Origin of the sequence: Massilia sp. DJPM01 (genome assembly GCF_030348125.1) — a bacterium.
GTDB classification, from domain to species: domain Bacteria; phylum Pseudomonadota; class Gammaproteobacteria; order Burkholderiales; family Burkholderiaceae_D; genus Telluria_A; species Telluria_A frigida.
In genome coordinates this window covers 229,692-256,398 of sequence record NZ_JAQOZV010000001.1, presented here as the reverse complement: position 1 = coordinate 256,398, position 26,707 = coordinate 229,692, and the positions used below count along the sequence as shown (strand labels likewise).

Annotated in this window: 29 protein-coding genes and 3 tRNA genes; 28 read left to right on the top strand and 4 right to left on the bottom strand. The window is 62.3% G+C overall.

Annotation, left to right across the window (positions count from 1 at the left end; all coding sequences use genetic code 11):
* Nucleotides 1-46 precede the first annotated feature (46 nt).
* On the top strand, nucleotides 47-1,297 hold the full coding sequence (locus tag PO883_RS01110; RefSeq protein ID WP_289308132.1) for an EAL and HDOD domain-containing protein: 1,251 nt from the start codon (nucleotides 47-49) through the stop codon (nucleotides 1,295-1,297).
* A gap of 13 nt (nucleotides 1,298-1,310) precedes the next feature.
* Here PO883_RS01110 and PO883_RS01105 read toward each other — a convergent pair whose 3' ends face one another.
* On the bottom strand, nucleotides 1,311-1,994 hold the full coding sequence (locus PO883_RS01105; RefSeq protein ID WP_289308131.1) for a DUF6445 family protein: 684 nt from the start codon (nucleotides 1,992-1,994) through the stop codon (nucleotides 1,311-1,313).
* A 137-nt stretch (nucleotides 1,995-2,131) separates the two neighbouring features.
* Here PO883_RS01105 and PO883_RS01100 point away from each other — a divergent pair, with 137 nt between their 5' ends.
* Nucleotides 2,132-3,352 (top strand): chemotaxis protein CheB, encoded by a 1,221-nt coding sequence (locus PO883_RS01100; protein WP_289308130.1) that lies wholly within the window; start codon nucleotides 2,132-2,134, stop codon nucleotides 3,350-3,352.
* A 112-nt stretch (nucleotides 3,353-3,464) separates the two neighbouring features.
* Here PO883_RS01100 and PO883_RS01095 read toward each other — a convergent pair whose 3' ends face one another.
* From PO883_RS01095 to PO883_RS01085, 3 genes are all read right to left on the bottom strand, one after another.
* A complete protein-coding gene (locus PO883_RS01095) occupies nucleotides 3,465-3,923 on the bottom strand; it encodes a nuclear transport factor 2 family protein (RefSeq protein WP_289308129.1) in 459 nt (152 codons plus the stop codon).
* A 209-nt stretch (nucleotides 3,924-4,132) separates the two neighbouring features.
* Nucleotides 4,133-4,879 (bottom strand): SAM-dependent methyltransferase, encoded by a 747-nt coding sequence (locus tag PO883_RS01090; RefSeq protein WP_167084754.1) that lies wholly within the window; start codon nucleotides 4,877-4,879, stop codon nucleotides 4,133-4,135.
* A 5-nt stretch (nucleotides 4,880-4,884) separates the two neighbouring features.
* Nucleotides 4,885-5,487 carry a Maf family nucleotide pyrophosphatase gene (locus PO883_RS01085; RefSeq protein WP_289308128.1) on the bottom strand — a complete coding sequence of 201 codons (603 nt, stop codon included), beginning with the start codon at nucleotides 5,485-5,487 and terminating at the stop codon, nucleotides 4,885-4,887.
* A gap of 180 nt (nucleotides 5,488-5,667) precedes the next feature.
* On the opposite strand from PO883_RS01085, the gene PO883_RS01080 reads away from it, so the two are divergent.
* The 26 genes from PO883_RS01080 (at nucleotide 5,668) to PO883_RS00955 (ending at nucleotide 26,696) form a co-directional block, all read left to right on the top strand.
* Complete coding sequence (locus PO883_RS01080) at nucleotides 5,668-6,165, top strand: DUF177 domain-containing protein (protein ID WP_289308127.1); 498 nt, start codon at nucleotides 5,668-5,670, stop codon at nucleotides 6,163-6,165.
* 211 nt (nucleotides 6,166-6,376) lie between these two features.
* The gene (rpmF, locus tag PO883_RS01075; protein ID WP_008449924.1) at nucleotides 6,377-6,559 is read left to right on the top strand and encodes a 50S ribosomal protein L32; all 183 of its coding nucleotides are present in this window, start codon (nucleotides 6,377-6,379) and stop codon (nucleotides 6,557-6,559) included.
* Between the two features lie 196 nt (nucleotides 6,560-6,755).
* On the top strand, nucleotides 6,756-7,817 hold the full coding sequence (gene plsX / locus PO883_RS01070; RefSeq protein WP_289308126.1) for a phosphate acyltransferase PlsX: 1,062 nt from the start codon (nucleotides 6,756-6,758) through the stop codon (nucleotides 7,815-7,817).
* An 11-nt stretch (nucleotides 7,818-7,828) separates the two neighbouring features.
* On the top strand, nucleotides 7,829-8,815 hold the full coding sequence (locus PO883_RS01065; RefSeq protein WP_289308125.1) for a beta-ketoacyl-ACP synthase III: 987 nt from the start codon (nucleotides 7,829-7,831) through the stop codon (nucleotides 8,813-8,815).
* A gap of 144 nt (nucleotides 8,816-8,959) precedes the next feature.
* Nucleotides 8,960-9,907, top strand: coding sequence for an ACP S-malonyltransferase (fabD, locus tag PO883_RS01060; protein ID WP_289308124.1), 948 nt, complete (start codon nucleotides 8,960-8,962; stop codon nucleotides 9,905-9,907).
* Between the two features lie 55 nt (nucleotides 9,908-9,962).
* Nucleotides 9,963-10,700, top strand: coding sequence for a 3-oxoacyl-ACP reductase FabG (gene fabG / locus PO883_RS01055; protein WP_289308123.1), 738 nt, complete (start codon nucleotides 9,963-9,965; stop codon nucleotides 10,698-10,700).
* Between the two features lie 177 nt (nucleotides 10,701-10,877).
* Nucleotides 10,878-11,117: an acyl carrier protein gene (gene acpP, locus PO883_RS01050; RefSeq protein WP_018059410.1), complete on the top strand. Its 240-nt coding sequence runs from the start codon at nucleotides 10,878-10,880 to the stop codon at nucleotides 11,115-11,117.
* A 27-nt stretch (nucleotides 11,118-11,144) separates the two neighbouring features.
* Nucleotides 11,145-12,392, top strand: coding sequence for a beta-ketoacyl-ACP synthase II (gene fabF / locus PO883_RS01045; protein WP_289308122.1), 1,248 nt, complete (start codon nucleotides 11,145-11,147; stop codon nucleotides 12,390-12,392).
* A 180-nt stretch (nucleotides 12,393-12,572) separates the two neighbouring features.
* On the top strand, nucleotides 12,573-13,070 hold the full coding sequence (locus tag PO883_RS01040) for a protein YgfX (RefSeq protein ID WP_289308121.1): 498 nt from the start codon (nucleotides 12,573-12,575) through the stop codon (nucleotides 13,068-13,070).
* A 69-nt stretch (nucleotides 13,071-13,139) separates the two neighbouring features.
* Complete coding sequence (rpoE, locus tag PO883_RS01035) at nucleotides 13,140-13,742, top strand: RNA polymerase sigma factor RpoE (protein WP_054267245.1); 603 nt, start codon at nucleotides 13,140-13,142, stop codon at nucleotides 13,740-13,742.
* A gap of 63 nt (nucleotides 13,743-13,805) precedes the next feature.
* Nucleotides 13,806-14,345, top strand: a complete 540-nt coding sequence (locus PO883_RS01030) for a sigma-E factor negative regulatory protein (protein WP_289308120.1) — start codon at nucleotides 13,806-13,808, stop codon at nucleotides 14,343-14,345.
* 250 nt (nucleotides 14,346-14,595) lie between these two features.
* A complete protein-coding gene (locus PO883_RS01025) occupies nucleotides 14,596-16,056 on the top strand; it encodes a DegQ family serine endoprotease (protein WP_289308119.1) in 1,461 nt (486 codons plus the stop codon).
* A gap of 73 nt (nucleotides 16,057-16,129) precedes the next feature.
* A complete protein-coding gene (locus tag PO883_RS01020; protein ID WP_167084734.1) occupies nucleotides 16,130-16,390 on the top strand; it encodes a glutaredoxin family protein in 261 nt (86 codons plus the stop codon).
* A gap of 323 nt (nucleotides 16,391-16,713) precedes the next feature.
* Nucleotides 16,714-18,507 carry a translation elongation factor 4 gene (gene lepA / locus PO883_RS01015; protein ID WP_167084732.1) on the top strand — a complete coding sequence of 598 codons (1,794 nt, stop codon included), beginning with the start codon at nucleotides 16,714-16,716 and terminating at the stop codon, nucleotides 18,505-18,507.
* On the top strand, nucleotides 18,504-19,418 hold the full coding sequence (lepB, locus tag PO883_RS01010; RefSeq protein ID WP_167084730.1) for a signal peptidase I: 915 nt from the start codon (nucleotides 18,504-18,506) through the stop codon (nucleotides 19,416-19,418). The genes lepA and lepB overlap by 4 nt, the downstream gene beginning before the upstream one ends.
* A gap of 17 nt (nucleotides 19,419-19,435) precedes the next feature.
* Nucleotides 19,436-19,843, top strand: a complete 408-nt coding sequence (locus PO883_RS01005; RefSeq protein WP_167084728.1) for a DUF4845 domain-containing protein — start codon at nucleotides 19,436-19,438, stop codon at nucleotides 19,841-19,843.
* Nucleotides 19,844-19,869: 26 nt separating this feature from the next.
* Entirely contained in the window at nucleotides 19,870-20,712 is an 843-nt protein-coding gene (gene rnc, locus PO883_RS01000; RefSeq protein WP_289308118.1) for a ribonuclease III, read from the top strand.
* Nucleotides 20,709-21,611 carry a GTPase Era gene (gene era / locus PO883_RS00995; RefSeq protein ID WP_167084726.1) on the top strand — a complete coding sequence of 301 codons (903 nt, stop codon included), beginning with the start codon at nucleotides 20,709-20,711 and terminating at the stop codon, nucleotides 21,609-21,611. Before rnc ends, era begins: the two co-directional genes overlap by 4 nt.
* Before the next feature lie 23 nt (nucleotides 21,612-21,634).
* Complete coding sequence (gene recO, locus PO883_RS00990) at nucleotides 21,635-22,438, top strand: DNA repair protein RecO (RefSeq protein WP_289308117.1); 804 nt, start codon at nucleotides 21,635-21,637, stop codon at nucleotides 22,436-22,438.
* A 34-nt stretch (nucleotides 22,439-22,472) separates the two neighbouring features.
* The gene (gene pdxJ / locus PO883_RS00985; RefSeq protein WP_289308116.1) at nucleotides 22,473-23,228 is read left to right on the top strand and encodes a pyridoxine 5'-phosphate synthase; all 756 of its coding nucleotides are present in this window, start codon (nucleotides 22,473-22,475) and stop codon (nucleotides 23,226-23,228) included.
* Between the two features lie 16 nt (nucleotides 23,229-23,244).
* Nucleotides 23,245-23,637 (top strand): holo-ACP synthase, encoded by a 393-nt coding sequence (gene acpS, locus PO883_RS00980; protein ID WP_289308115.1) that lies wholly within the window; start codon nucleotides 23,245-23,247, stop codon nucleotides 23,635-23,637.
* A 26-nt stretch (nucleotides 23,638-23,663) separates the two neighbouring features.
* Nucleotides 23,664-25,553, top strand: a complete 1,890-nt coding sequence (gene uvrC / locus PO883_RS00975; RefSeq protein WP_289308114.1) for an excinuclease ABC subunit UvrC — start codon at nucleotides 23,664-23,666, stop codon at nucleotides 25,551-25,553.
* A gap of 121 nt (nucleotides 25,554-25,674) precedes the next feature.
* Nucleotides 25,675-26,259, top strand: coding sequence for a CDP-diacylglycerol--glycerol-3-phosphate 3-phosphatidyltransferase (gene pgsA / locus PO883_RS00970; RefSeq protein ID WP_289308113.1), 585 nt, complete (start codon nucleotides 25,675-25,677; stop codon nucleotides 26,257-26,259).
* 79 nt (nucleotides 26,260-26,338) lie between these two features.
* Nucleotides 26,339-26,414: transfer RNA gene (locus tag PO883_RS00965), tRNA-Gly, on the top strand.
* A gap of 77 nt (nucleotides 26,415-26,491) precedes the next feature.
* Nucleotides 26,492-26,567: transfer RNA gene (locus PO883_RS00960), tRNA-Gly, on the top strand.
* Nucleotides 26,568-26,620: 53 nt separating this feature from the next.
* Nucleotides 26,621-26,696: transfer RNA gene (locus PO883_RS00955), tRNA-Gly, on the top strand.
* Nucleotides 26,697-26,707: the final 11 nt, after the last annotated feature.

Here is a 26,707-nt window from a genome sequence, read left to right as displayed (position 1 = left end):
ATCGCAGGAGGCGCCGCAGCCGGCGCCCCTGATTTCCGGATTTCCCATGCCTATTGATACCGTGGCCGAGCTGGCGCTGCCATCCGACGATTTTTTCCTCGCGCGCCAGCCTATTCTCGGACGCAACCAGCGACTGGTTGCCTTTGAACTCTTGTTTCGCAGCGCAGGGGGTGGCGACGCGAATGTGACCGATCACGCTGCCGCCACGGCGGCGGTGATCTCGCACGCGTCCCAGCTCGGCATGGCCAAAGTGGTCGGCGAGCGCCTGGCGTTCGTGAATGTCGACGAGATCGTCCTCATGAGCGACTTCGTGCGCTTCCTGCCGCACGACAAGGTGATTCTTGAAATCCTGGAAACCGTGCGGGCCACGCCGGCCGTGATCGCGCGCGTGCGCGAACTGAAGGAGTTCGGCTTCAAGTTCGCCCTTGACGATGTGGTCGGCCAGTCGGAGGACGTGCGCAAGCTGGTCGACCTGGTCGACATTATCAAGATCGATGTGCAGGCCGTGCCGGCGCGCACCCTGCCGGCGCTGGTGGCCGCGCTGAACGGACGCAACAAGAAGCTGCTGGCCGAAAAGGTCGAGACGGTCGAGGAATTCGATGCGTGCATGGCGCTCGGCTTCGAGTTTTTCCAGGGCTATTATTTCGCGCGTCCGGCTATCTTGAGCGGCAAGAAAATCGCGCCATCGGAACTGGTCATCCTGCGCCTGCTCGACCTGATCAATTCGGACGCCGACAATGCCGAGATCGAGCGCGCGGTCAAGCGCGACGCCCTGATCAGCCTGAACCTGCTGCGGCTGGTCAATACCCCGGCGGCCGGCGCGCGTGGGCGCATCGATTCGCTGACCGAGGCGCTGTACGTGCTGGGACGCCAGCAATTGCAGCGCTGGCTGCAAATCCTGCTGTATGCCAAGCCGGGGGCGGCGGTCGAACTGAATTCGCCGCTGCTGCAGATGGCCACCACGCGCGGCAAGCTGATGGAACTGATGACGCAGAAAGTGCAGGGCGCCAGCGCCGAGACCGGTTTTACGGTGGGCATCATGTCGCTGATGGATGCGCTGTTTTCGATGTCGATGCAGGATATTCTCGGCACCGTGGTGGTGGCCGACGAAGTGCGCGCCGCACTGCTGGAGCGCGAAGGCGTGCTGGGCGACATGCTGCGCGTGGTCGAGCTGCTGGAAACCCCCAGGCGCGGCCCGGAACTGGCCAGGTCGCTCAAGGCGCTCGGCCTCAGTGCCAAGCTCATGCGCGAGATCGAGATGGAAGCCTTCGGCTGGGTGAACGAGCTGGTCGCCTGAGCGGGTGCGGCCCCTACGCCATCCAGAAAAACACGATCGTCATGCGCCTGTCGGCCTGCTCGAAGCCGAAATAACCGGTGGCCGAATGCACCAGGTTGCCCCGGTACAGCAGGATGCGGTTGAAGCGGTTTTCGATACGGATTTCTTCCTGCCAGGCATCCGGCGGCAAGGCTTTCACGCCCAGCGCTTCGCGCAGGTTGGCGTGCGGCGGGCTGCAGATATTGCCGCCGAGCGAACCGTTCGGATAACGCAGGCGAAAAAACGAGGTGCCGCAGGTGGGGTCGGGGTCGGGCGTGAGGTAGATCACGCAGGCGTAGCGGCACAGCTTGCGTGAATCGGTATGCGGGCGCGCTGCGGACTCGTCCATGCCCACCAGTTGCACGTGATTATGATTCAGCGTACTGCCCTCGGGGGTCGACTCTTGCCACAGGCGTTTGGCGCCGGTGACCTTTTTAACCCATGCTTCGACATACGCCATTTCGTCCGGCGTGAGCGCGTTCGGGCTGCGCATGCCGGGCCAGGGTTCGGCGCGGTGCGGCGCGCCCAGCTGCCACTCGGTCTGGCCGTAGCAGCGCTGCGAAATGGCCAGTGCATCCGGTAAAAAATCATCTTGCACCCAGTAATCGCGCCCTTCCTGCGGCCTGCGATACGTCAGCGTGGGCAGTTTCAGCGGGGCGGACTGGGATGGTCGGAGCATGCGGGCATTTCCTCTGCGAGTGGGGCGGATGGCAAGGCTGGTGCGGTGCAGGATAGCACCGCGCCCGCGTGCTGACAATCGGGGCGTGCGGCGCGTTTTCTCGTGTGGAAACAGAAGCCGCCACGCATGGCGTTGGCATGGCGATCTTGCCGCTGATTGGCCGCGATCCAGTCGCCGGAGGTGATCGTCACGACAGGGGCGACGGAAACGATGACCTCGTCACCGGCATCTCCATCACCGCGCTCTTGCGCGCTGCCGGCGCGTCTTGTATGGCATCATTCCTGACGGCACCCCTGCATTGGCACACCACGGGAATTCTGATGACGGCAGCACCCACGAAAAAAACGGCGAACGCGGATTCTGCGACGCGACGGAGCGACTTCCCGGTCATCGTGATCGGTACCTCCGCCGGCGGACAAAGCGCCCTGAGCTCCCTCATTGCGCAACTGCCGGCGGATTTCCCCGCCGCGATTCTGATCGTCCATCACATGGCGGCGACCAGCTCGAACGAAGCGATGTTGCGCGTGCTTGCCGACAAGGGGAATTTGCCCTGCAAACAAGCGGTACAGCACGGAGTCATCAAGAGCGCTTGTATTTATCTGGCGCAGCCGGATCACCATCTGATGATCTCGCAAGGCAAAACCCTGGTGACCAAGGGCGCGCGCGAAAACCGGGCGCGGCCCGCGATCGATCCCCTGTTCCGTTCCGCCGCCGTAGAATTCGGGAACCGGGTCATCGGTGTCATCCTCACCGGCTATCTCGACGATGGCACGTCGGGCATGGAGGTGATCCGGCGCTGCGGTGGCATCTGCATCGTCCAGGACCCGGCCGACGCCGCGTATCCGGACATGCCGCAAAACGTGCTCAATCATGTCAAGGTCGATCACTGCGTGCCGCTGGCGTCGATGGGCAGCCTGCTGACACGGCTTGCGGTTCCCGAGCGCGCAGCACGCATCCCTGTTCCTGACGATGTCGCCGTTGAGGCAAAGATTGCCCAGCGCGTGTTGAGCGACCTGGAATCGGTCGAGTTCCTTGGTGCGCAGGTGCCGTTCAACTGCCCCGGATGCGGCGGCGTGTTGTGGCAAATGAAGATTGGAAACCATGTACGCTTCCGTTGCCATACCGGTCACGCGTACACGGCGGCAACGCTGCTGGCGGAGCAGACGGCGAAGATGGAGGAAACCCTCTGGGTAGCCTTGCGCATGTTCGAAGAGAACAAGAATCTGCTCGTCAGGATGGGTGCGGAAGGCAGCGCCAGTCCATCCTATGTCGAGCGGGTGGAGCAAGCGAACATCCATATCCGGCGCATCAAGGCGATGCTGCACTCCAATACGGCCAACACCGATCCTCTTCCTTAGAAGCCCGATCGTTGGGCAGTGCCCGCGCGCCGGCACGGTGGTATTGACAACTGTCCGGCAGCTTCCGAAAACGGGACGGGGATCGTGTCTCACAAGCACGCGAACAACAAATTTATTTTTTGCTGACCTGGCGTGCCGTGTCATGGTACTGCCAAAGTACATTGACGATCTTCCACTCGCTGCGCTGGTTCTTATACAGGTGCATATAGTCAATCCACTCGTCGGCGGTCAGCTTGACGGTTGCCACGCGCTGGTCGACATCGAGGATCTTGATGTCCACCCGTGGCTTTGCCGGGAATTTCGTGCCGTCCTTGTTGTAGGTCCCGGCAACCTTGACCATGGTGTCAAAGTCGGTTTTCATGATGAATTCGGTGCCGTCGGCCGCCTGCCAGTACGTGCGCTTGGCGAGCTGGGGGTCAACGCCGCGTTCCATGCGTGCCGGATCGGTCGTGTGTTGCGACTCTATATAGTCGCGTACCGCGCGTTCGATCAACTGCGTATCGCTGGCATCGGCTGCCTGTGCCAGCAGTGGCGATAGCGCGATCAAAAGAAACATTAAAGAGCGTTTCATGGGCAACCTTGTGTGTTGGATAACACAAGCATGAAAACACAAAACTTGGCCCCATGCAATGTAAAGCGGGCCCCGGCCGGCAAAACAATCCACGCCAGGATGTCAGCGATGGCTGTGCCACTGCTGACAGCGGAACAGCGCCGTCCTGTCTTGCCGGATTTCTCGCTCTGGTGGGGAACGCGATGACCGGCCATCGCGTCGCTGGCAGCTTACGCCAGCAGCAGGAACACGGTCGGCTTCTTGTGGAAGTCGGGCGCCTTGCCGGCCGCCAGCAGCGACTTCCATTTGCCGCCGTTCAAGGTGCGGATCGATTCGGTCGGCAGGCTCAGGTCGGTTGCAACGCAGATCAGCGTACCCGGCTGGCAGGCGCCGACCAGGGCTTCGAGCATGGCGCCGTTGCGGTAGGGCGTTTCGATCAGCAGCTGGGTTTGCTTTTCGGCGCGCGAACGCGTTTCCAGTTCCTTGATGCGCTTGGTGCGCAGGGCCGCGTCGGTCGGCAGATAGCCGTTGAAGGCAAAGCTCTGGCCGTTCAAGCCGCTCGCCATCACGGCCAGCAGCAACGACGACGGCCCGACCAGCGGGCGCACCTGGATGCCGCGCTCGTGCGCCAGGCGCACCAGGTCGGCGCCGGGATCGGCCACCGCCGGCACGCCCGCTTCCGACACCAGCCCGCAATCACGACCGGCCAGCAGGGGTTCCAGCAGGCCTGCCAGCGCTTGCGCCGGGGTGTTCACGTTCAGTTCGGCGATCTCGATTTCCTGCAGCGGCTTGGCCAGTGGATGGCGTACGGCAATCAGTTTCAGGAAGCCGCGCGCGGTCTTGGCGTTTTCGGCGACAAAATAGTCGAGCCGCGCGGTCAGCGCCTGGACTTGCTCAGGGATGATGTGCGCGAGCGCGTCGCTGGCCGGGTCGGCTGCGCCGAGGGTGTTGGGGATCAGATATAAAATGCCGGGCATGATACTCACTGTTGAAAGAAGGTAAAACCGGCCTGGCGCAGCATGCCGGTCAGGGCGATCAGGGGCAGGCCGGTGAGGGCGGTCGGGTCGGTGCTGTCGATGCGTTCCAGGATGGCGATGCCGAGCGCTTCGTTCTTGGCGCTGCCGGCGCAATCGTAGGGCTGTTCGATGCGCAGGTAAGCGTCGAGTTCGGCATCGGGCAAGTCGCGCACGGTGACGAAGGTTTGCACATTCTCGACCTGGGCCGTGCCGCTGCGCCCATCCCACAAGCACAGCGCCGTGTGGAATACCACGCGCCGTCCGCGCATGGTCTGCAATTGGGCCAGGGCATTGGCGTGGTTGCCGGGCTTGCCGATCTGCTGGCCGTCGAGCGTGGCCACCTGGTCGGAACCGATGACAACGCTGCCCGGCGCGCGTGCCGCCACCGCTTCGGCCTTGGCGCGCGCCAGGCGCAGCGCGGTCGTCTCGGGCAGCTCCCCGGGCAGCGCCGTTTCATCGATATCGGGCACCAGCACCTCGAAGGGCAGGCGCAGGCGCTCGAGCAATTCGCGCCGGTAAGCGGAACCCGATGCAAGAATTAGCCGCGCTGCGGTGGAAGTTGGTATCATGTCGTACCTTGGTGCTGTTGGCTGGCCCTGTCAGCGGGCGCAGCGGGATTCATCTGGTGGGCACGGCATTGCCGCGCCAGCAACAGCGCGCGGGTCCTTGCCCAAATAATCGCGCTAAGTCTTTGACTCGACAACGAGAAGCCTGTTATTATCGCAGGTTTTCCGGGGAAAATTTCTGCAATGAGTGCTTTTGTCATCGACGCTTTTGAGTTTTGTCGAAGCAACGGCCATCGCGAGGGCGTCACGCCTGTCGCTGAAATGAGCCGGTTGAACAAGGATTGTGCCGACCAGTCGGGCCAGATCGCCTGGACCATCGATGGGTCGACCAGCAAGGTGGGCTATCCGCAACTGACCTTGTCGGTCTCTGGCACGGTCCAGCTGGTATGCCAGCGCTGCCTGGCCCCGTACGCTTACGAGATGGATTCGTCCACCGTGCTGATGCTCGGCAAGGATGACGAGCATGCGGACGAGATCGAGGAAATACTGAACGACGAGAGTATCGACGTCATCGTCGGCAGCCGCGAATGCGATGTGCGCGACCTGTTCGAGGACGAGGCCTTGCTGGCCCTGCCGCAAGTGCCCAAGCACGAGGTGTGTCCGGACAATAAGCTGCTCGATGCGGTCAAGTCCGACAAGCCCTCGCCGTTTGCGGAACTCAAGAACCTCAAGCCTGAGTAGTCGCGCTGCGACGCAGGGCAAGGTTGAAATGCAGAACAAGCAAGTGTAAAGAACGTGTCAAACGCGTGTTGTAGTCGAGTATGGCATTGGTAGTAAAGGTAGGACGGCGTTAAACATGTCGGCAAAGAGTTTTGCCGCTGGGATACTCGATTCGCATGTATTTGCTGATCGATTGTGTTAGAATTTTAGAACTTATGTATTAGGAGTCATCATGGCAGTTCAGCAAAACAAGAAATCCCCTTCGAAGCGCGGTATGCACCGTTCGCACGACTTCCTGGTCGCGCCACAACTGGGTATCGAGCCAACCACCGGTGAAACGCATCTGCGTCACCACATCAGCCCTAACGGCTTTTACCGTGGTCGCAAAGTTCTCAAAACCAAAAACGACGAGTAATCGACGTTTTAGTTTGAGTAAGATGAAAGCGGTGCAACGACTTTTTTGTGCGTCGCACCGCTTTTTCTTTGTCACCGGCTGCAAACCACCTTTGCACACCGTCATTTCGAATTACGCAGACTCTGCTTGGCGCTCGCCCACTTCCAGATCGCATCCTGCCGCCACACGCTGTTGAGTCGCGGTACGAATCCACAAAATGACAATTAAAATTTCCATTGACTGCATGGGCGGCGATCATGGCCCCTCAGTTACTATCCCCGCAGCACTCTCTTTCCTCAACAGCGAACCCGAAGCAGAAATGATTCTGGTCGGCTTGCAGGACGAGTTGCGCGCAGAACTCAAAAAACACAAAGCCGACAGCCATCCGCGCCTGTCCATCCTGCATGCGTCCGAAGTGGTGACGATGGACGATCCCATCGAAATCGCCCTGCGCCGCAAGAAGGATTCGTCGATGCGCGTGGCGATCGAACTGGTCAAGGACGGCAAGGCCCAGGCCTGCGTGTCGGCCGGCAATACCGGCGCCCTGATGGCCGTCTCGCGCTATGTGCTCAAGACCATGGCCGGGGTCGACCGTCCCGCCATTTGCTCGATCCTTCCCAACCAGAAAGACGGCCCGACCTATATGCTGGACCTGGGCGCGAACGTCGACTGCGAGCCGCATCACCTGCACCAGTTCGCCATCATGGGCTCGGTGCTGGTCTCGGCCATGGAAGGCATCAAGCGTCCCACCATCGGCTTGCTCAATGTCGGCACCGAGGAAATCAAGGGCAATGAAGTGGTCAAGGCCACCGCCAAGCTGCTGCGCGAAGACCACGAGCGCGGCTCCCTGAATTTCTACGGCAACGTCGAAGGCAACGATATCTTCAAGGGCACCACCGATATCGTGGTGTGCGACGGTTTCGTCGGCAACGTCACGCTCAAGGCGGCCGAGGGACTGGGCCGCTTCGTCAAGGATGCCCTGACCACCGAGTTCAAGCGCAATCCGCTGACCATGCTCGGAGCCATCATCGGACGAGGTGCCCTGAAGAAATTTTCCAACCGTTTCAATCCATCGCGCTACAACGGCGCCAGCCTGCTCGGTTTGCGCGGCCTGGTGTTCAAGAGCCACGGCGGCGCCGATGCGTACTCGTATGAGTGGGCGATCAAACGCGCCTTCGACGCGGCAAAATACAATGTGCAGGAGCAGCTCTCGGCCATGATCGCCGAATTGATGCCCCGCACGCCTGACCCGGAAGTGCCAGGAATAACCCACTCGTAGGACGGCTAGCAATGACCTTGTACAGCAAAATTATCGGCACCGGCAGCTATCTGCCGGCCAAGCGCGTCTCCAACGGCGACCTGACCGAGCAACTGGCGGCCAAGGGCATCGAAACCTCGGACGAGTGGATCGTCTCCCGCAGCGGCATTTCGAACCGGCATTACGCAGCGCCGGACGAGCTGTCCTCGGACCTGGCCGTGGCGGCCGCCATCAAGGCGCTCGAGATGGCCGGCAAGCATGCCGAGGAAATCGACCTCGTCATCGTGGCCAGCTCGACCCCCGATTTCCATGGCAGCTTTCCCAGCACCGCCTGCATCGTCCAGCGCAAGCTCGGCATGCATAACAACAGCGCCGCTTTCGACGTGCAAGCCGTCTGCAGCGGCTTCGTGTATGCGGTCTCGGTGGCGGACGCCTTCATCAAGTCGGGTGCGCACAAGACCGTGCTGGTGATCGGCGCCGAAGTCTTTTCGCGCATTCTAGATTTCAACGACCGCACCACCTGCGTGCTGTTCGGCGACGGCGCCGGTGCCATTGTCCTGACCGCGTCGGACCAGCCGGGCATCCTGTCCACCAAGCTGCACGCCGACGGGCGCTATTCGGATATCCTGAGCGTGCCGGGCACCCTGGCCGGCGGCGTGATCGCCGGCAGCGGCTTTTTGTACATGGATGGCCCGGCGGTCTTCAAGCTGGCCGTCACTGTCCTGGAACAGGTCGCCAACGAGGTGCTCGAACACGCGCAGATGACGGCCGACCAGGTCGACTGGCTGGTGCCGCACCAGGCGAATATCCGCATCATGAAAAGTACGGCGAAAAAGCTGGGCTTGCCGCTCGATAAAATGGTGGTCACGGTCGACCAGCATGGCAACACCTCGGCCGCCTCGATCCCGCTGGCGCTCGACATCGCCGTGCGCGACGGCCGCATCAAGGCCGGCGACAATGTCATGATGGAAGGCGTCGGCGGCGGCTTCACCTGGGGCGCCGTGCTGGTGCGCATGTGATGGGTTCCGGCGCGGCGGCGCCCGGCGCGGGAACGCCCGGGAGCGCCGCCGGCGCCAGTTCCTTCGCCGTTTCTTTCATTCTTGCCCGCACCAGTCCTTGGTGCGGATGACGCCATAAAAAACAAAACAGGAGGACATCATTCCATGAGTAAATTCGCGTTCGTATTTCCCGGCCAGGGTTCGCAGGCCATCGGCATGCTGTCCGGCTTCGCCGGCAACCCGGTGGTCGCGCAAACCATTGCCGAAGCCAACCAAGCGCTCGGCTTCGACCTGGGCAAGCTGATTGCCGACGGTCCCAAGGAAGAGCTGGACCTGACCACCAATACCCAGCCCGTCATGCTGACCGCCTCGGTGGCCGTGTACCGCGCCTGGATCGCGGCCGGCGGCGCCGTGCCGTCGGTCGTGGCCGGCCACAGCGTGGGCGAGTATTCGGCCCTGGTGGCGGCCGGCGTGATCGCCTTCAAGGATGCGGTGCCGCTGGTGCGTTTCCGGGCCCAGGCCATGCAGGAAGCGGTGCCGGTCGGGCAGGGCGGCATGGCCGTCATTCTCGGCCTGCCGGCCGGCGAGGTGCGCGCGATTTGCGCCGAAGCAGCTGCCGCCAATCCGGCTGAAGTGGTCGAGGCGGTGAACTTCAACGAACTGACCCAGATCGTGATCGCCGGCCACAATGGCGCCGTCGAGCGCGCCTGCGAACTGGCCAAGGCCAAGGGCGCCAAGCGCGCCATGAAACTGGCGGTGTCGGCCCCGTTCCACTCCTCGCTGCTCAAACCAGCGTCGGACCGCCTGCGCGCGTATCTGAAGGATGTGCCGTTTGCGGCGCCGCGGATCGACTTGATCAACAACGTCGACGTGGCTATCCTGAACGATCCCGAAGCGATCAAGGATGCGCTGGTGCGCCAGGCCGCCGGTGCGGTGCGCTGGGTCGAAACCATGCAGAAAATGGCTGCCGGGGGCGTCACCCAGGTAATCGAATCGGCGCCGAGCAAGGTGCTGATCGGCATGGCCAAGCGCATCGATGCGCAACTGGTGGGCGAGGCGCTGGTGGATCAGGCTTCGCTGGAGCGCGTATTGAGCAGCCTCAATCAGGCTTGATCAAGTTGGTGCAGTATCGCAGGGCATCGCAGAACATCAGAACAAAAGGACAGCAATGAAACTGGAAAATCAAATCGCCCTGGTCACGGGCGCGTCGCGCGGCATCGGCAAGGCCATCGCACTCGAACTGGCCCGCCAGGGCGCGAAAGTGGTTGGCACCGCCACCACCGAGAGTGGCGCGCAAGCCATTTCCGCCTATCTCGCCGAATTCGGCGGCAAGGGCGCGGTCCTGAACGTGACCGATGCCGCCGCCTGCGCCGCCGTCGTGGACGAGGTGCAAAAGGGTTTCGGCAGCCTGTCGATCCTGGTCAACAATGCCGGCATCACCCAAGACCAGCTGGCCATGCGCATGAAAGACGAGGAATGGGACAGCGTCATCGCCACCAACCTGTCGGCGGTGGGGCGCCTGTCGCGCGCCGTCCTGCGCGGCATGATGAAAGCCAAGCATGGGCGTATTATTAACATTACCTCGGTGGTCGGTTCGGCCGGCAATGCGGGGCAAATGAATTACGCGGCCGCCAAGGCCGGCGTGGCCGGCATGAGCCGGGCGCTGGCGCGCGAAATCGGCAGCCGCAACATCACGGTCAACTGCATCGCTCCCGGCTTCATCGATACCGATATGACCAAGGCCTTGAGCGCCGAGCAGCACAGCGGCTTGCTGACCCAGATTCCGCTCGGCCGCCTGGGCGCGCCGGAAGACATCGCCCACGCCGTCGCCTTCCTGGCGGGGCCGCAAGCGGCGTACATCACGGGCACGACCCTGCATGTGAACGGCGGAATGTATATGAATTGATGTTGAATGCCTTGGCTGATCCCATTTGCGGGCCTGCGCACGGATCAGATAAAGGGAATTCTCGTCATTTAGCAGTACGTTCGGTGGAATTTGCGGCAGACACCGAAATTAGTTTTTCACCGCGCAAACCTGATAAAATGCGCGCACTTTCCGTAACACACACAATGGAGCCATAACATGTCGGATATCGAACAACGCGTTAAAAAAATCGTCGCTGAGCAACTGGGCGTTGCAGAAGTAGACATCAAAATCGAATCGTCGTTCGTTGACGACCTCGGTGCGGATTCCCTCGACACCGTCGAACTGGTGATGGCACTGGAAGACGAATTCGAAATGGAAATCCCTGACGAACAAGCTGAAAAGATCACCACCGTGAAACAGGCAATCGACTACGCCACGGCGCACGTCAAGGCCTAAGTTTTACAATTTTCTCGGGAGAATCGCTTGAGCCGTTCACGAAATCGTCGTGTCGTCATCACCGGGCTGGGCTGCGTTTCACCAATCGGCAACACGGTTGCCGAGACGTGGAGCGCGGCACTGGCCGGCAAGTCGGGCATTGCCAACATCACCAGGTTTGATGCGCAGCCTTTTTCGACCCACTTCGCGGGCGAAGTCAAGGGTTTCAATATCGAGGATTACATCCCTGCCAAGGATGCCCGCCACATGGATACGTTTATCCATTACGGCATGGCGGCGGGTATCCAGGCAATGCAGGATTGCGGGCTGGTCGTCACCGAAGCCAATGCCGAGCGCATCGGGGTCATCATCGGTTCAGGCATCGGCGGCTTGCCGCTGATCGAAGACACCAAGGAAGAATACGCCAAGCGCGGTCCGCGCCGTATTTCGCCCTTTTTCGTGCCGGCCTCGATCATTAATATGATTTCGGGCAACCTGTCGATCAAGTACGGCTTGCGCGGTCCCAACCTGGCCATCGTCACGGCCTGCACCACCGGGCTGCACAGTATCGGCGCGGCTGGCCGCCTGATCGAGTACGGCGACGCCGACGTGATGATTGCCGGTGGCGCCGAAGCGACCATTTCGCCGCTGGGCCTGGGCGGTTTCGCCTCGGCACGCGCGCTGTCGTCGCGCAACGACGACCCGGCCACCGCCTCGCGTCCGTGGGATATCGACCGCGACGGTTTCGTGCTGGGCGAAGGTGCCGGCGTGATGGTGCTCGAAGAGTACGAGCACGCCAAGGCGCGCGGCGCGAAAATCTACGCCGAACTGCTCGGCTTCGGCATGAGCGCCGACGCCTACCACATGACGGCCCCGGTCGAAGACGGCAGTGGCGCCAGCCGCTGCATGCAGTCGGCCCTGAACAATGCCGGCATCAATCCCGACCAGGTCAACTATGTCAATGCGCACGGCACTTCGACCCCGCAGGGCGATGTGGCCGAAGTGCAGGGATTGAAGAAGACCTTCGGCGCCCATGCCGGCAAGCTGGTGGTGAACTCGACCAAGTCGATGACCGGCCACCTGCTGGGCGGCGCCGGCGGCCTGGAAGCCGTGTTCACGGTGCTGGCGATGCATCACCAGATCTCGCCGCCGACGATCAATATCTTCAACCAGGACCCCGCTTGCGACCTGGACTTCTGCGCCAACACGGCGCGCGAGATGAAGATCGATATCGCGGTGAAGAACTCGTTCGGCTTCGGCGGCACCAACGGCACCCTGGTCTTCGGCAAGGCTTGAGCCGGAACAATCCTTGGTGCAATGACGCGCAGGAAAAATTTCGCGTCGTAGCATGAACTTTCGGCGTCCGCACTTGTCTCAAGTGTGGGCGTCGATGAAACGCCGGCGGCTCTCGCCGGGGTCCGATTTGCCCAGTGCACCATCACGCACTGGCGCCCCGCAGCACCTTTCCTACTGATTATGTCGATTGCGGTTTCCGCCTGCATCAGGCCGTCGCGTTCCTTGCGTCTGGTTTTGCTGGGCTATGCCGCGCTCAATCTGGCCGTTGCTCTTGCGCTCGTCTGGCGCTGGGCAGCGGGCATTGGCGCGGCCAGCGTTTTGCCGGCATTGTGCGCTGGGGCTTGCGCCTTGGCAGCAATGCTTGCATGCAGGGCATCAGCACAGGGGGAAATGCGGCGCAGGATTGATATTTCTGGACTCGGCGAGATTCGCCTGACGGTACAACAGAGCTTGGGCGCAGTACCGGCCCGGGCGGATGTGCTGCAATTGCTTCCCGGATCGACTCTCTGGCCGCACAGCCTGCTCCTGCTGCTGGGCTCACCCGGTGGCAAGCTCGTCAGTGTGCTGCTCATCTGGCCGGACAGTTTGGCTCGCGAGCAATTTCGGATGTTGTCGGTGGCCCTCAGGGTCATTGCCGGGCGGGACAATAAATTTGTCGGAAATAACAAAATACTTTGAACTTATTGCAAGCGGCCAACTCTATAGACAGTGGGACGGGCCGCTGCTGCAGCCAAGAGGGCAGGGTCAGTGACGACAGAACGCGAGTGTGATCAACTGCTGGTTGAGCGCGTCCAGGCTGGCGACAGGCAGGCGTTCGACCTGCTGGTCAGCAAATATCAGCGCAGGCTGATGCGGCTTGTGTCGCGCCTGGTGCATGATCCGGCCGAGGCCGAGGACGTGGTACAGGAAACATTCATCAAGGCGTATCGGGCCTTGCGGCATTTCAGGGGGGATTCCGCTTTCTATACCTGGCTGTACAGGATCGGAATCAATACGGCGAAGAATTTTCTCGTCACCCAGGGCAGGCGCGCACCGACGTCGACCGAGTCGGATGCGGAGCGCGCCGAAGCGTTTGACGATGCGGACAGCTTGCGTGACATCAACACCCCGGAATCGGTGTTGGCAAGCAAGCAGATCGCTTATACGGTCAATGCCGCGATGGAGGCGCTGCCGCACGAATTGCGGAATGCGATTGTCCTGCGCGAAATTGAAGGGTTGAGCTACGAGGAAATAGCGGAAGTCATGTCATGTCCCATCGGCACGGTGCGTAGCCGGATTTTCCGGGCGCGCGAAGTGATTGCGGAAAAGTTGAGGCCTTTACTCGACATGCCGGTTGACAAACGACGTTAAACGTAGCGATGATCGCTCTAATCGGTTAACTTTTGGTCACACTCAACAGTGATGGAAATACTGATGGACACCCCGAAAAAAGTCCGGGAGCAGATCTCGGCGTTCAGCGACCACGAACTGTCGCCGTCCACCTTGCCTGACGCGGCCCTGCATTCGGTCGAGGGCCAGCACGCGTGGGACCTTTACCACCGCATCCGGGACGCCATGCGCGATCCGGGCGGGCCCGCCTTGTCCGGGGACTTCGCCAGCAAACTGGCGGCGCGCCTGGCAGCCGAGCCGCCGCCCGGCAAGCGCGTGCTGCGCGCATCGAGCGCGGCCCTGGCGCGCCGCGCACCGCCCGCCGTGGCCGCCGGTGCGGCCGGGCCGGTGACCGGCATCAGCGAGGCGGCGGTGGCCGATGCCGCCATCCCCGTGAGCGGCAGCGACGCCCCCGATGCCCCGGACGCGATCGCTGTCGCGGAACCGGTGAGCGAGGCCATCACCGAACCGCAGCCAGACGGTGTGAGCGCCAGCCGGGATGCCAAGGCCGATGGCGCGGCCGATGGCATGGCCGATCCCAAGGCGGTCAGCGCGGCCAAGCCGGCCATCGCCTCGGTGTCCTGATTCTATCGCAGCAACCCGGCCAGCCTTGCCTGGCATGCCGCCCGCGCCGGCCGATGGCGCCGCAAGCGGCGTCCGCTACGGCGTCCGCCATGGCGTCCGCCATGGCGTTTCGGTCGAGACCTGGCCCCACGGCGGCGTTTTCAGGCAAACCACGCGGCGGCGGACCGGCGGCCGACACCCGCCGCGACAAGGTTGGCGTTTTGGCTTACCATAACGTCAATCTTTATCCGATTCCCCCTATCCGACCACCATGACACTTTCCGCTGGCAGCAAGCTCTTCTCCGCTTTGTTCATCGCCGCTGCCGCCCTGGGCGCCGTCCCGCAGGCTGGCGGCGCCGCCCCGGTGGGGGTGCCGCTGGTGACTGGCTTGCCCGATTTCACCGACCTGATCGACAAGGTGGGGCCGGCGGTGGTCGACATCCGCACCACCGAAAAACTCAAGCCCGGCGAGCGCGCCCCGACCGAGGATGAATTGCTCGACCTGCTGCGCCGCTACCATGGCGCCCAGGACCCGCGCGGGCGGCGCGCGCCCCAGCCGCCGCTGCCGGCCCCGTCCCAGGAAGATGAAGTGCAGCGCGGCGTCGGTTCCGGCTTTCTCATGTCGGCCGACGGCTATGTGCTCACCAACGCCCATGTGGTCGACGGTGCCGACGAAGTGCTGGTCACCCTGACCGACCGGCGCGAATTCAAGGCCAGGGTACTCGGCTCCGACAAGCGTTCCGACGTGGCCCTGCTCAAGCTCGACGCCCAGCAACTGCCCAGCCTGACTATCGGCGACTCCGGCAAGATCCGCGTCGGCGAATGGGTGATCGCGATCGGCTCGCCGTTTAATTTGAACAATACCGTCACGGCCGGCATCATTTCGGCCAAGTCGCGCGATACCGGCGATTACCTGCCGCTGATCCAGAGCGATGTGGCGGTCAATCCCGGCAACTCGGGCGGCCCCCTGATCAATATGCGCGGGGAGGTGATCGGCATCAACTCCCAGATCGCCACCTTGTCCGGTGGCTATAACGGCATTTCCTTTGCCGTGCCGATCGATGAAGTCATGCGCGTGGCCGAGCAGCTCAAGAAAAGCGGCAAGGTCACGCGCGGGCGCCTGGGCGTCGAGATCGATGAACTCACCAGGGAGGTGGCCGAGGCGCTGGGCCTGGACCAGGCGCGCGGGGTCGAAGTGGTGCGGGTGGAGGCGGGCGGTCCGGCCGACAAGGATGGGATCAAGGTGGGCGACATCATCCTCAAGTTCAACGGCCAGGAAATCGATCGCAGCGGCGATTTGCCGCGCCTGGTGGGCGCCACGGCCGTGGGCAGCAAGGCTGTCGTGACGGTCTGGCGCCAGGGCCGGCAAAAAGAGATCACGGTGGGCATCGTCACCCTCGACGACGACAAGGCCGCGCGCAAGCCCGGCCCTAAAAAGCCGGCCCCGGACCAGCCCGCGAACGCGCTGGGCCTGCACGTGTCGGACCTGAGCGAGGCGCAGCGCAAGCAATTGCAGATCGACGCCGGCGTGCTGGTTGACGCCAGCGAAGCGTTGGCGGCGCGCGCCGGCCTGCGCCCGGGCGACCTGATCCTGCAACTGAACAATGTCGAAGTCAAGGATGCGAAACAGTTCAATGCCCTGGTCGGCCGGCTCGACACCAAGAAAAATGCCGTGGTGCTGGTACGGCGCGACGATGCCACCCAGTACGTGGTGATCCATCCCAAGACCTGAGGGACGCCCTGGAACGCCCATGCCCGCCGGCGCCCCCTGGCCGCCGGTTTTTCCTTTTTAACAACGCGATGCCATGATTCGATTCACCCTGTATTCCCGCAGCTACTGCCACCTGTGCGACGACCTGCTCGACGCCCTCAACGCCCTGCAAACCGACACCCTGCGCTTCGCCGTCGAGGTGATCGACGTCGATGCCGACCCGGCCCTGGTCGAGCGCTTCGACGAACTGGTGCCGGTCCTGTTCGGCGACCCGGCCGCCCCCGAGCTGTGCCACTACTTCCTCGACGAGGCGGCCGTGCGCGCCTACCTGGCGGCATCGCCTGTGTTGATTTAACAATGTTTACACGGAATTCGGCAATAGACCGGCTTTCTACCCTGAAATCCGGTAAAATGCGGGGGGGCGGAAATAGCTTCTGTCCTGAGCTTGACAGCTTCTCTCGCTTGATAAGGCGCTCGCCTGGGGATAGCCATGCCCCCCACGGAGCGCTTTTTTCGTATGGGGCGGCGTCGTCCACTACGGCAAGCCCGCACAGCAAGCTGGTGCAGCAAGCTGGTGCAGCAAGCTGGTGCAGCAAGCTGGTGCAGCAAGCTGGTGCAGCAAAGAGCGCGCGACCATCCCGAATGTCGTCCTTCCCTACTTGGTTTTGAATTGCATTAATGAACAACATACGTAACTTTTCCATCATTGCCCACATCGACCACGGCAAATCGACCCTCGCCGACCGTATCATCCAGATTTGCGGCGGCTTGTCCGACCGCGACATGGAAGCCCAGGTGCTCGATTCGATGGACCTGGAGCGCGAGCGCGGCATCACCATCAAGGCGCAGACCGCGGCCCTGCATTACAAGGCGCGCGACGGCCAGGTGTATAACCTGAACCTGATCGACACGCCCGGCCACGTCGACTTCAGCTATGAAGTGTCGCGCTCGCTGTCAGCCTGCGAAGGCGCGCTGCTGGTGGTCGATGCCTCGCAGGGCGTGGAAGCGCAGACCGTGGCCAACTGCTACACCGCGCTCGACCTGGGCGTGGAAGTGGTGCCGGTTCTGAACAAGATCGACTTGCCGCACGCCGATCCGGCCAATGCGATTGCCGAGATCGAAGATGTGATCGGGATCGATGCGACCGACGCCGTCAAGTGCTCGGCCAAGAGCGGCCTGGGCGTGGAAGACGTGCTCGAATCGCTGATCGCCCGCGTACCGCCGCCAAAAGGCGACCCGGACGCGCCGCTGCAAGCGCTGATCGTCGACTCGTGGTTCGATAACTACGTCGGCGTGGTGATGCTGGTGCGCGTGATCAACGGCACCCTGAAACCGAAAGAAAAAATCCTGCTGATGGCGTCCGAGTCGGTGCAGCTGGTCGAGAGCGTGGGCGTGTTCAGCCCGAAATCGCAATCCCTGCCGCAAATTTCCGCCGGCCAGGTCGGTTTTGTCATCGCCGGCATCAAGGAACTCAAGGCCGCCAAGGTGGGCGACACGGTCACCCACGCCGCCAAGCCGGCCAGCGCGCCGCTGCCAGGCTTCAAGGAAGTCCAGCCGCAGGTGTTCGCCGGCCTGTTCCCGGTCGAAGCGAACCAGTACGATGCGCTGCGCGACTCGCTCGAAAAGCTCAAGCTCAACGACGCCGCCCTGATGTACGAGCCGGAAGTGTCGCAGGCGCTGGGCTTCGGCTTCCGCTGCGGCTTCCTCGGCTTGCTGCACATGGAAATCGTGCAGGAACGCCTGGAACGCGAATTCGACATGGACCTCATCACCACGGCGCCGACCGTGGTGTACGAAGTGATCATGCGCGACGGTTCCCTGATCCGGGTCGACAATCCCTCCAAGATGCCGGACCCGTCCAAGATCGAGGAAGTACGCGAGCCGATCGTCACGGTCAATCTGTACATGCCGCAGGAATACGTGGGCTCGGTGATCACCCTGTGCATCGGCAAGCGCGGCGTGCAGATGGACATGAGCTACCACGGGCGCCAGGTCAAGCTGATCTACGAAATGCCGATGGCCGAGATCGTGCTCGATTTCTTCGACCGCCTCAAGTCGACCTCGCGCGGCTATGCCTCGATGGATTACGAGTTCAAGGAATACCGGGCGGCCGACGTGGTCAAGGTCGACATGCTGATCAACAGCGAAAAAGTCGATGCGCTGGCCATCATCGTGCACCGCGCCAACAGCCAGTTCCGTGGCCGCCAGGTGGCCGCCAAGATGCGCGAACTGATCCCGCGCCAGATGTTCGACGTGGCGATCCAGGCCGCCATCGGCGCCACCGTCATTTCGCGCGAAAACGTGAAGGCGCTGCGCAAGAACGTGCTGGCCAAGTGCTATGGCGGCGATATCAGCCGCAAGAAGAAATTGCTTGAGAAACAGAAGGCCGGTAAAAAGCGCATGAAGCAGGTCGGCTCGGTGGAAATTCCACAAGAAGCATTCCTGGCAATTTTACAAGTGGACGATAAATGAACCTGCAGTTTATCTTAGGGAATTTTGCACTGATCCTGTTCGTCTTGATGGTGATCACGGGCATCGTCTGGTGCCTGGATGTGTTTCACTTCGCGCGCCAGCGGCGTGCCGCGGCCGATGCGGCCCTGGCCGCCTTCGACGCGCGCAATGCCAAGCTGAGCGCCGAAGGCATCAAGGTCGACAGCACCAGCCGCCAGTCGATCGAAGCGGCCATCCTGCGCCAGCCGACCTGGATCGAATACTCGGGCAGCTTTTTCCCGGTGATCGCGCTGGTGTTCATCCTGCGCTCCTTCCTGTACGAGCCGTTCAAGATTCCCTCGGGTTCGATGGTGCCGACCCTGGTCATCGGCGACCTGATCCTGGTAAACAAGTTCACCTACGGCATCCGCCTGCCGGTGCTGAACCAGAAAATCATCGATGTCAACGATCCCCAGCGCGGCGACGTGATGGTGTTCAAGTATCCCGACGATATGTCGCAGGATTACATCAAACGGGTGGTCGGCATTCCCGGTGATAAAATCATCTATGAAAACAAGCGCCTGACCGTGAATGGCCAGGAACTGAAGTACACGGCGCTCCCCGAATTTCTCGACGACGAGTCGCCCGTGTACCATAAGCAATACACGGAAGACCTGACCGGCGTGCAGCACCGCATCCTCAACGATGACGGCAAGGCTGTCTACAACCTGGACCAGGTCAAGAACTTCCCGAACCGGGAAGGCTGCACCTATACCGTCGATAAATTTACTTGTATCGTACCTCCCGGCAATTACTTTATGATGGGCGATAATCGGGACAATAGCTCCGACAGCCGTTACTGGGGCTTCGTCCCGAATAAGAATATCGTGGGCAAGGCGTTTTTTGTCTGGATGAACCTGGGTAGTCTTGGCCGCATCGGCAGCATTCATTAACGTCAAAGGGATTTACTATGTACGGATCGAAACCGGTCAATCTGGCAAAACAGCAGGGCGTCTCCTTGTCGGGCCTGATTTTTTTGCTGGCAATCATTACTTTTATTGCCATGTTTGCCATGAAAGTCTTCCCGACCTTTCTGGAATACCGCGCGGTCCAGGCCGGCATCGTCTCGGCCAAGAAGGTCGAGGGGACGGTGCGCGATATCCAGCTTTCCTTCGACAAGCATGCCAACATCAACCGCATCGAATCCATCAAAGGTACCGACCTGATCATCACCAAGGATACCGGCGAGACCCAGGTCGCGTTTGCCTACACCGCCCGCATCCCGCTGATCACCAATGTCACCCTGCTGATCGATTACGCCGGCACCACCGATCCGAGCGGCAAGATTCCTGAAAAACCAGCCGAACCCATCCGTTAAGGCAGTCCAACCAAGAAGTCCGACACATGAATCTTCAGTTATTGCAAACGCGCTTAGGATATACGTTCCAGGATGCTGGCCTGTTGCAGCAAGCCTTGACGCACCGCAGCCACAGCAGTTTGCATAATGAGCGCCTGGAATTCCTCGGCGATTCGATCCTGAACTGTGTGGTGGCGTCGGTGCTGTACGAGCGCTTCAGCGCCATCGACGAAGGCGACCTGTCGCGCCTGCGCGCCAACCTGGTCAAGCAGCAATCGCTCTACGAAATCGCCCAGAAGCTGGAATTGTCGCAATTCCTGCGCCTGGGCGAGGGCGAGCTCAAGTCCGGCGGCTTTCGCCGGCCCTCGATCCTGGCCGACACTCTCGAAGCGCTGCTGGGCGCGATTTTCCTCGACGCCGGCTTCAATGCCGCGCGCGACGTGATCCGCGCCTTCTATATCCCGATTCTCGACTCGGTCGACCCGCGCACGCTCGGCAAGGATGCCAAGACCTTGCTCCAGGAATTCTTGCAAAGCAAAAAAATCTCGCTGCCGACCTATAACGTGGTGGCCACCCATGGCGCCGCGCACAGCCAGGAATTCGAGATCGAATGCCTGGTGCCCAAGCTCGGCATCCAGGTCTACGGCCGTGGCGGCAGCCGCCGCGCCGGCGAACAGGCCGCCGCCAAGCTCGCGCTCGAAGTGGCCGAGCAAGCCTTGCTGAAAACCCCGCCGGCCGGCCGCAAGGCCAAGCCGCGCGCCGCCCAGCTCAAGCTGGCCGGCATCGCCACCATCCAGAGCGACGCCGAGCCCGACGCCGACGACGACAGCACGCTGCCGGTCGACGCCAAAACCCCTCAACACCTGCATCCAGAAACGAAATCAGCATGAATACCACAACTACCCCAGACACCTTCCGTTGTGGCTATATCGCCATCGTCGGCCGCCCCAACGTGGGCAAATCGACCCTGATGAACGTGCTGATCGGCGCCAAGGTCTCGATCACCTCGCGCAAGGCCCAGACCACGCGCCACCGCATCACCGGCATCCAGACCGTCGATGACGCCCAGTTCATCTACGTGGACACGCCGGGCTTCCAGACGCGCCACTCGAATGCGCTCAACAAGACGCTCAACAAGACCGTCACCAATACGCTCATTTCGGCCGACGTGATCCTGTACCTGATCGAAGCGGGCACCTTCGGCCCGGCCGACCAGCAGGTGATCGACCTGCTGCCGACGGATGTGCCGTGCATCCTGGTCATCAACAAGTCGGACCGGGTCAAGGACAAGGCGGCCCTGATGCCGTTCGCCCAGCAGATCGCGGCCAAGCATGATTTCGCCGCCATCGTGCCGGTGTCGGCCAAGCTCAAGTTCCAGCTCGACGGCCTGCAAAATGAAATCAAGCGCCTCCTGCCGGAAAACGCGCCGGTGTTCGGCCCGGACGATATTACCGACCGCAGCGAAAAATTCCTCGCTTCCGAAATCGTGCGCGAAAAGCTGTTCCGCCTGGTCGGCGACGAACTGCCGTACACCAGCACCGTCCTGATCGAAAAATTCGAGCAGGAAGGCGACTTGCGGCGCATCTTCGCGGCTATCCTGGTCGAGCGCGACACCCATAAGTCGATGGTCATCGGGAACAAGGGCGCGCGCCTGAAAGAAGTCTCGACCCAGTCGCGGCTGGACATGGAAAAACTGTTCGGCGGCCCGGTCTACCTGGAAATATGGGTCAAGGTCAAATCCGGCTGGGCTGACAATGAAGCGGGCCTGCGCGCCTACGGTTACGAGTAAGCGCGGAGCAGCTCCGCCCCCGCATGCCCACCAACGACGCCGACCTGACCGTCGCCGTAGCGGCGAGTGCGGCGCCGCCGCAGCCGGCGCCTGCCAGGCGGCGTGTCCCCCAGCGCGGCGAGCGGGTCGGCGGCCAGCCATCGTTCGTGCTGCACAGTTATCCCTACAAGGAAACCAGCCTGATCGTCGACATGTTCACGCGCGACTTCGGCCGCGTGGGCCTGGTCGCCAAGGGCGCCAAGCGGCCGCTGTCGAAATTGCGCGGCGTGCTGCAAACCTTCCAGCCGCTGCAAGCGGCGTGGAGCGGCAAGTCCGAACTGCGCACCCTGATCGACGCCGAGTGGGTGGGCGGCATGCTCCCTTTAGAAAAGACCGCGCTGCTGTGCGGCTTCTACCTCAATGAACTGCTGGTCAAGCTGATCGCGCGCGACGATCCGCACCCGGCCCTGTTCGACCACTACGTCTCGACCCTGAACCAGCTGGCCCACAACGAACCGGCGCCTATCGTCTTGCGAAAATTCGAACGGGCCTTGCTTAAAGAGACGGGCGTGGCCGCCGACCTGACGCGCTGCACCAGCACCCGCGCGCAAGTCGAAGCCGATGGCGAGTACGTGGTCGATCCCGAGCGCGGCGCGCGCCTGGCACGCGAATCGGACAGCTGGCCGGCGGTGAGCGGCAAGACCCTGCTCGACATGGAGCGCGAAGATTACAGCGACCCTGTCACGCAGGCGCAGAGCAAGGTGCTGATGCGCTTCCTGCTGGCCCACCAGCTGGGCGGATCCCCCCTGAACACGCGCCAGATCCTGATCGACCTGATGCAGTTATAGATTACCCATCCAACCAAGCAACCGAGCAACCATCATGAGCTTCCTCCAACCGAATGGCCCGGTCATCGACCTGGGCGTGAACATCGACCATGTGGCGACCTTGCGCAATGCGCGCGGCACCGTCTATCCGGACCCGCTGCGCGCGGCCATGCTGGCCGAGCAGGCCGGCGCCGACGTGATCACCCTGCACCTGCGCGAAGACCGGCGCCACATCAAGGATGCCGATGTGATCGCGCTGCGCCCGCAACTGATGACGCGCATGAACCTGGAAGCGGCCGTCACGCGCGAAATGATCGATTTCGCCTGTTCCGTGCGCCCGCAGGACGTGTGCCTGGTGCCCGAGCGGCGCGAGGAAGTGACCACCGAAGGCGGCCTCGATGTGATCCGCTACTACCGGCAAGTCGAAGCGGCCGTCAAACAGCTGCAAGGCGAGGGCATTCGCGTCAGCCTCTTCATTGACGCCGACCAGGCGCAGATTGGCGCGGCCGCCGACATGGGGGTGCCGGTGATCGAACTGCACACCGGGCGCTACGCCGAAGCCGGCGACGGCGAACTGGAGCACGAACTGGAGCGCATCCAGAGTGGGGCCCGCTTTGGCGTCTCGCGCGGGCTGAAGGTCAACGCCGGCCACGGCCTGCACTACCAGAACGTGCAGGCCATCGCGGCCATCGCCGATATCGGCGAACTCAATATCGGCCACGCGATCGTGTCGCATGCGCTGTTTGCCGGCTTCGAAAACGCGGTGCGCGAGATGAAGGCCATCATGGTCGCCGCGCGCCTGGCGGCATAAGCCCCGCGCCGCGCAGATGATCTACGGGATCGGCACCGACATTGTGCAGGTCGCGCGCATCGAGGCGGCACTGGCGCGCAGCGAGCGCTTCGCCACCAGGATCCTGGGCGAGGATGAACTGGCGGTATTTCGCCAGCGCCGCGCGCAGAATGCGGTGCGCGGGGTGCGCTACCTGGCCACCCGCTTCGCGGCCAAGGAGGCGTTCTCGAAAGCGATCGGCCTGGGCCTGCGCGCGCCGATGGCCTGGCGCAGCGCGCAGATGCTCAACACGCCGGCCGGCCAGCCCGTCATGGTGTGCAGTGGCGCGCTCGACGCCTTTATGCGGCAAAATGGGCTCAGTGCCCAGGTGACGGTAAGCGATGAAGCCGAATACGGCGTCGCCTTCGTGATCGTTACCCGGCAAGCCTGATTTAATTGACCCGGATTGATGCTGCAATGACCGATGTGATTTCCAACGCAAGCCCCGATGCAGATACTGGCGCGGCCGTCGCCGCGCGCGAACAGGTGCTCGCCACTGTCGCCAAGCTGCCCAACCTGCCGGGCGTGTACCGCTATTTCGACGCCCTTGACGCAGTCCTGTACGTGGGCAAGGCGCGCGACCTCAAGAAGCGCGTGTCGAGCTACTTCCAGAAAAACCTGTCGAGTCCCCGCATCGCCATGATGGTCGAGCGCATCGCGCGCCTGGAAACGACCGTCACGCACAGCGAGGCCGAGGCGCTGATCCTCGAAAATAACCTGATCAAGACGCTCAAACCGCGTTTTAACATCCTGTTCCGCGACGATAAATCGTACCCCTACCTGAAGATCAGCGGCCAGGACGTGCCGCGCATGGCCTACTATCGCGGCGCGGTCGACAAGAAGAACCAGTATTTCGGGCCGTTCCCGAGCGCGTGGGCGGTCAAGGAATCGATGCAGATCCTGCAGAAGGTGTTCATGCTGCGCACCTGCGAGGACAGCGTGTTCTCGAACCGCACGCGCCCCTGCCTGCTGCACCAGATCGGCCGCTGCAGCGGTCCCTGCGTGGACCTGATCACGCGCGACGACTACAAGATCGACGTCGACAACGCCGCCCGCTTTTTGCGCGGGCGCCAGAGCGAAGTGATGGCCGACCTGGAAGCGAAGATGCACGCGTTCGCGGGCGAACTCAAATTCGAGCAGGCCGCCGCCGTGCGCAACCAGATCCAGTCGCTGGCGCGCGTGCTGCACCAGCAAAGCATGGAAACCGGTGGCGACGCCGACGTCGACATCATCGCCGTGGTGGTGCAGGGCGGGCGCGCCTGCGTCAACCTGGCGATGGTGCGCGGCGGGCGCCACCTGGGCGACCGCGCCTACTTCCCGACCCAGGTCAGCGACGCCGCCGCGATTGCCGAAGGCTCGATCGACGTCGAAGTGCTGGCCGCTTTCCTGGCCCAGCACTACAGCGAAAAATTCATCCCCGGGGTGCTGATCCTGAACATCGAATTCGACCAGCCGGCCCTGATGGTGGCGCTCACCGAGCAGTGCGGGCACCGCATCAACCTGATTTTCCAGCCGCAGGGGCAGCGCCGCCAGTGGCTGGAAATGGCGCACAAGGGCGCCGAGATTTCGCTGGCGCGCCTGCTGTCCGAACAGGGCTCGCAGCAATCGCGCACGCGCGCGCTGGCCGAAGCGCTGGCGCTCGACGCGACCGACCTCGATGCCCTGCGCATCGAGTGTTTCGACATCAGCCACACGCAAGGCGAGGCGACCCAGGCCTCGTGCGTGGTGTTCCATCACCACGCCATGCAGAACGGCGAATACCGGCGCTACAACATCAACGGCATCACACCGGGCGACGATTACGCGGCCATGCGCCAGGTGCTGATGCGCCGCTACGAAAAGGTCGCCAATGGCGACGGCATCATGCCCGACGTGGTGCTGATCGACGGCGGCAAGGGCCAGATCGAAATGGCGCGCCAGGTGTTCGCCGAACTGGGCCTGGATATCTCGCTGATCGTCGGCGTAGCCAAGGGGGAAGGGCGCCGGGTCGGCCTGGAGACCCTGATGTTCGTCGACGGGCGCGCCTCTCAGGAACTGGGCAAGGAATCGGCCGCGCTGATGCTGGTCGCCCTGATCCGCGACGAGGCGCACCGCTTCGCGATCACCGGCATGCGCGCCAAGCGCGCCAAGACGCGCCAGACCTCGCGCCTGGAGGAGATCGAGGGCATCGGCGCCAAGCGCCGCCAGAAGCTGCTGGCGCGCTTTGGCGGCCTGCGTGGCGTGGTCGACGCCAGCGTCGAAGACCTGATGTCGGTGGAAGGCATTTCGACCCAGCTGGCCGAAGAGATTTACAAGCAGCTGCACTGAGCGTCATTGAGCGGCCGTGCGCCGGCACCGGCGCGCACGGTCCAAACTGGTTAAAAGATCATTAGCAAGGTAGACTAGCGGCGCAAGCATCTATCAACGCTTAACCAGTGCGCCCGCCTCTATGCCCTTTAATATCCCGATTCTCCTGACCTGGTTACGTGTAGCCCTGATTCCCCTCGTTGTGGGCGTGTACTACCTGCCGGCCCACTGGCTGCCGCGCTCCGACCAGGATACCGCGGCCACCCTGGTGTTCGTGGTCGCCGCCGTCACCGACTGGTTCGATGGCTTCCTGGCGCGGCGCTGGAACCAGACCTCGGCCTTCGGCGCCTTCCTCGATCCGGTGGCCGACAAGCTGATGGTGGCCGGCGCGCTGCTGGTGCTGGTGCACCTGGACCGGGTCGAACACTTCATCGCCTTCATCATCATCGGCCGCGAGATCGCCATTTCGGCGCTGCGCGAATGGATGGCGCAGATCGGCGCATCGCGTTCGGTGGCGGTCAGCTCGATCGGCAAGATCAAGACCGCCGCCCAGATGACCGCCATTCCGCTGCTGCTGTGGCATGACATGCTGTTTCGCGTCGTCGACACCCAGCGCCTCGGCGAATACCTGATGTACCTGGCCGCCGTGCTGACCGTCTGGTCGATGTTTTACTACATGCGCCTGGCCTGGCCGCTGATCAAGGAAAAGGGCGGCATGATGGATTGATGAAGTAAAACCGATCCAGCCTTGACAGCCTGTCCAGATCCTCTATAATGCCGCCCTGTTGTGACGATGTTGTAACAAAGCGGGAGTAGCTCAGTTGGTAGAGCGCAACCTTGCCAAGGTTGAGGTCGAGAGTTCGAGACTCTTCTCCCGCTCCAGATACTTGGAGAAAACGTCGTCAGGTTGTCCTTGAAATGTTGCCTGGTTTCTGCGATAATCATTGTCTTGAAAAAATGCGGGAGTAGCTCAGTTGGTAGAGCGCAACCTTGCCAAGGTTGAGGTCGAGAGTTCGAGACTCTTCTCCCGCTCCAGTTTCTGGATCTGGCTTTAAGTGGCGGTAAGTAGTAGAATGCAGGACTCCAATGCGGGAGTAGCTCAGTTGGTAGAGCGCAACCTTGCCAAGGTTGAGGTCGAGAGTTCGAGACTCTTCTCCCGCTCCAGTTTTCTGGAT

What these genes read in the sequence shown, in the direction of transcription:
- PO883_RS01110 (WP_289308132.1), top strand. Translation starts at nt 47, where the DNA reads ATGCCTATTGATACCGTGGCCGAGCTGGCGCTGCCATCCGACGATTTT.
- PO883_RS01105 (WP_289308131.1), bottom strand. Translation starts at nt 1,994, where the DNA reads ATGCTCCGACCATCCCAGTCCGCCCCGCTGAAACTGCCCACGCTGACG.
- PO883_RS01100 (WP_289308130.1), top strand. Translation starts at nt 2,132, where the DNA reads ATGGCGATCTTGCCGCTGATTGGCCGCGATCCAGTCGCCGGAGGTGAT.
- PO883_RS01095 (WP_289308129.1), bottom strand. Translation starts at nt 3,923, where the DNA reads ATGAAACGCTCTTTAATGTTTCTTTTGATCGCGCTATCGCCACTGCTG.
- PO883_RS01090 (WP_167084754.1), bottom strand. Translation starts at nt 4,879, where the DNA reads ATGCCCGGCATTTTATATCTGATCCCCAACACCCTCGGCGCAGCCGAC.
- PO883_RS01085 (WP_289308128.1), bottom strand. Translation starts at nt 5,487, where the DNA reads ATGATACCAACTTCCACCGCAGCGCGGCTAATTCTTGCATCGGGTTCC.
- PO883_RS01080 (WP_289308127.1), top strand. Translation starts at nt 5,668, where the DNA reads ATGAGTGCTTTTGTCATCGACGCTTTTGAGTTTTGTCGAAGCAACGGC.
- rpmF (WP_008449924.1), top strand. Translation starts at nt 6,377, where the DNA reads ATGGCAGTTCAGCAAAACAAGAAATCCCCTTCGAAGCGCGGTATGCAC.
- plsX (WP_289308126.1), top strand. Translation starts at nt 6,756, where the DNA reads ATGACAATTAAAATTTCCATTGACTGCATGGGCGGCGATCATGGCCCC.
- PO883_RS01065 (WP_289308125.1), top strand. Translation starts at nt 7,829, where the DNA reads ATGACCTTGTACAGCAAAATTATCGGCACCGGCAGCTATCTGCCGGCC.
- fabD (WP_289308124.1), top strand. Translation starts at nt 8,960, where the DNA reads ATGAGTAAATTCGCGTTCGTATTTCCCGGCCAGGGTTCGCAGGCCATC.
- fabG (WP_289308123.1), top strand. Translation starts at nt 9,963, where the DNA reads ATGAAACTGGAAAATCAAATCGCCCTGGTCACGGGCGCGTCGCGCGGC.
- acpP (WP_018059410.1), top strand. Translation starts at nt 10,878, where the DNA reads ATGTCGGATATCGAACAACGCGTTAAAAAAATCGTCGCTGAGCAACTG.
- PO883_RS01040 (WP_289308121.1), top strand. Translation starts at nt 12,573, where the DNA reads ATGTCGATTGCGGTTTCCGCCTGCATCAGGCCGTCGCGTTCCTTGCGT.
- PO883_RS01030 (WP_289308120.1), top strand. Translation starts at nt 13,806, where the DNA reads ATGGACACCCCGAAAAAAGTCCGGGAGCAGATCTCGGCGTTCAGCGAC.
- PO883_RS01025 (WP_289308119.1), top strand. Translation starts at nt 14,596, where the DNA reads ATGACACTTTCCGCTGGCAGCAAGCTCTTCTCCGCTTTGTTCATCGCC.
- PO883_RS01020 (WP_167084734.1), top strand. Translation starts at nt 16,130, where the DNA reads ATGATTCGATTCACCCTGTATTCCCGCAGCTACTGCCACCTGTGCGAC.
- lepA (WP_167084732.1), top strand. Translation starts at nt 16,714, where the DNA reads ATGAACAACATACGTAACTTTTCCATCATTGCCCACATCGACCACGGC.
- lepB (WP_167084730.1), top strand. Translation starts at nt 18,504, where the DNA reads ATGAACCTGCAGTTTATCTTAGGGAATTTTGCACTGATCCTGTTCGTC.
- PO883_RS01005 (WP_167084728.1), top strand. Translation starts at nt 19,436, where the DNA reads ATGTACGGATCGAAACCGGTCAATCTGGCAAAACAGCAGGGCGTCTCC.
- rnc (WP_289308118.1), top strand. Translation starts at nt 19,870, where the DNA reads ATGAATCTTCAGTTATTGCAAACGCGCTTAGGATATACGTTCCAGGAT.
- era (WP_167084726.1), top strand. Translation starts at nt 20,709, where the DNA reads ATGAATACCACAACTACCCCAGACACCTTCCGTTGTGGCTATATCGCC.
- recO (WP_289308117.1), top strand. Translation starts at nt 21,635, where the DNA reads ATGCCCACCAACGACGCCGACCTGACCGTCGCCGTAGCGGCGAGTGCG.
- pdxJ (WP_289308116.1), top strand. Translation starts at nt 22,473, where the DNA reads ATGAGCTTCCTCCAACCGAATGGCCCGGTCATCGACCTGGGCGTGAAC.
- acpS (WP_289308115.1), top strand. Translation starts at nt 23,245, where the DNA reads ATGATCTACGGGATCGGCACCGACATTGTGCAGGTCGCGCGCATCGAG.
- uvrC (WP_289308114.1), top strand. Translation starts at nt 23,664, where the DNA reads ATGACCGATGTGATTTCCAACGCAAGCCCCGATGCAGATACTGGCGCG.
- pgsA (WP_289308113.1), top strand. Translation starts at nt 25,675, where the DNA reads ATGCCCTTTAATATCCCGATTCTCCTGACCTGGTTACGTGTAGCCCTG.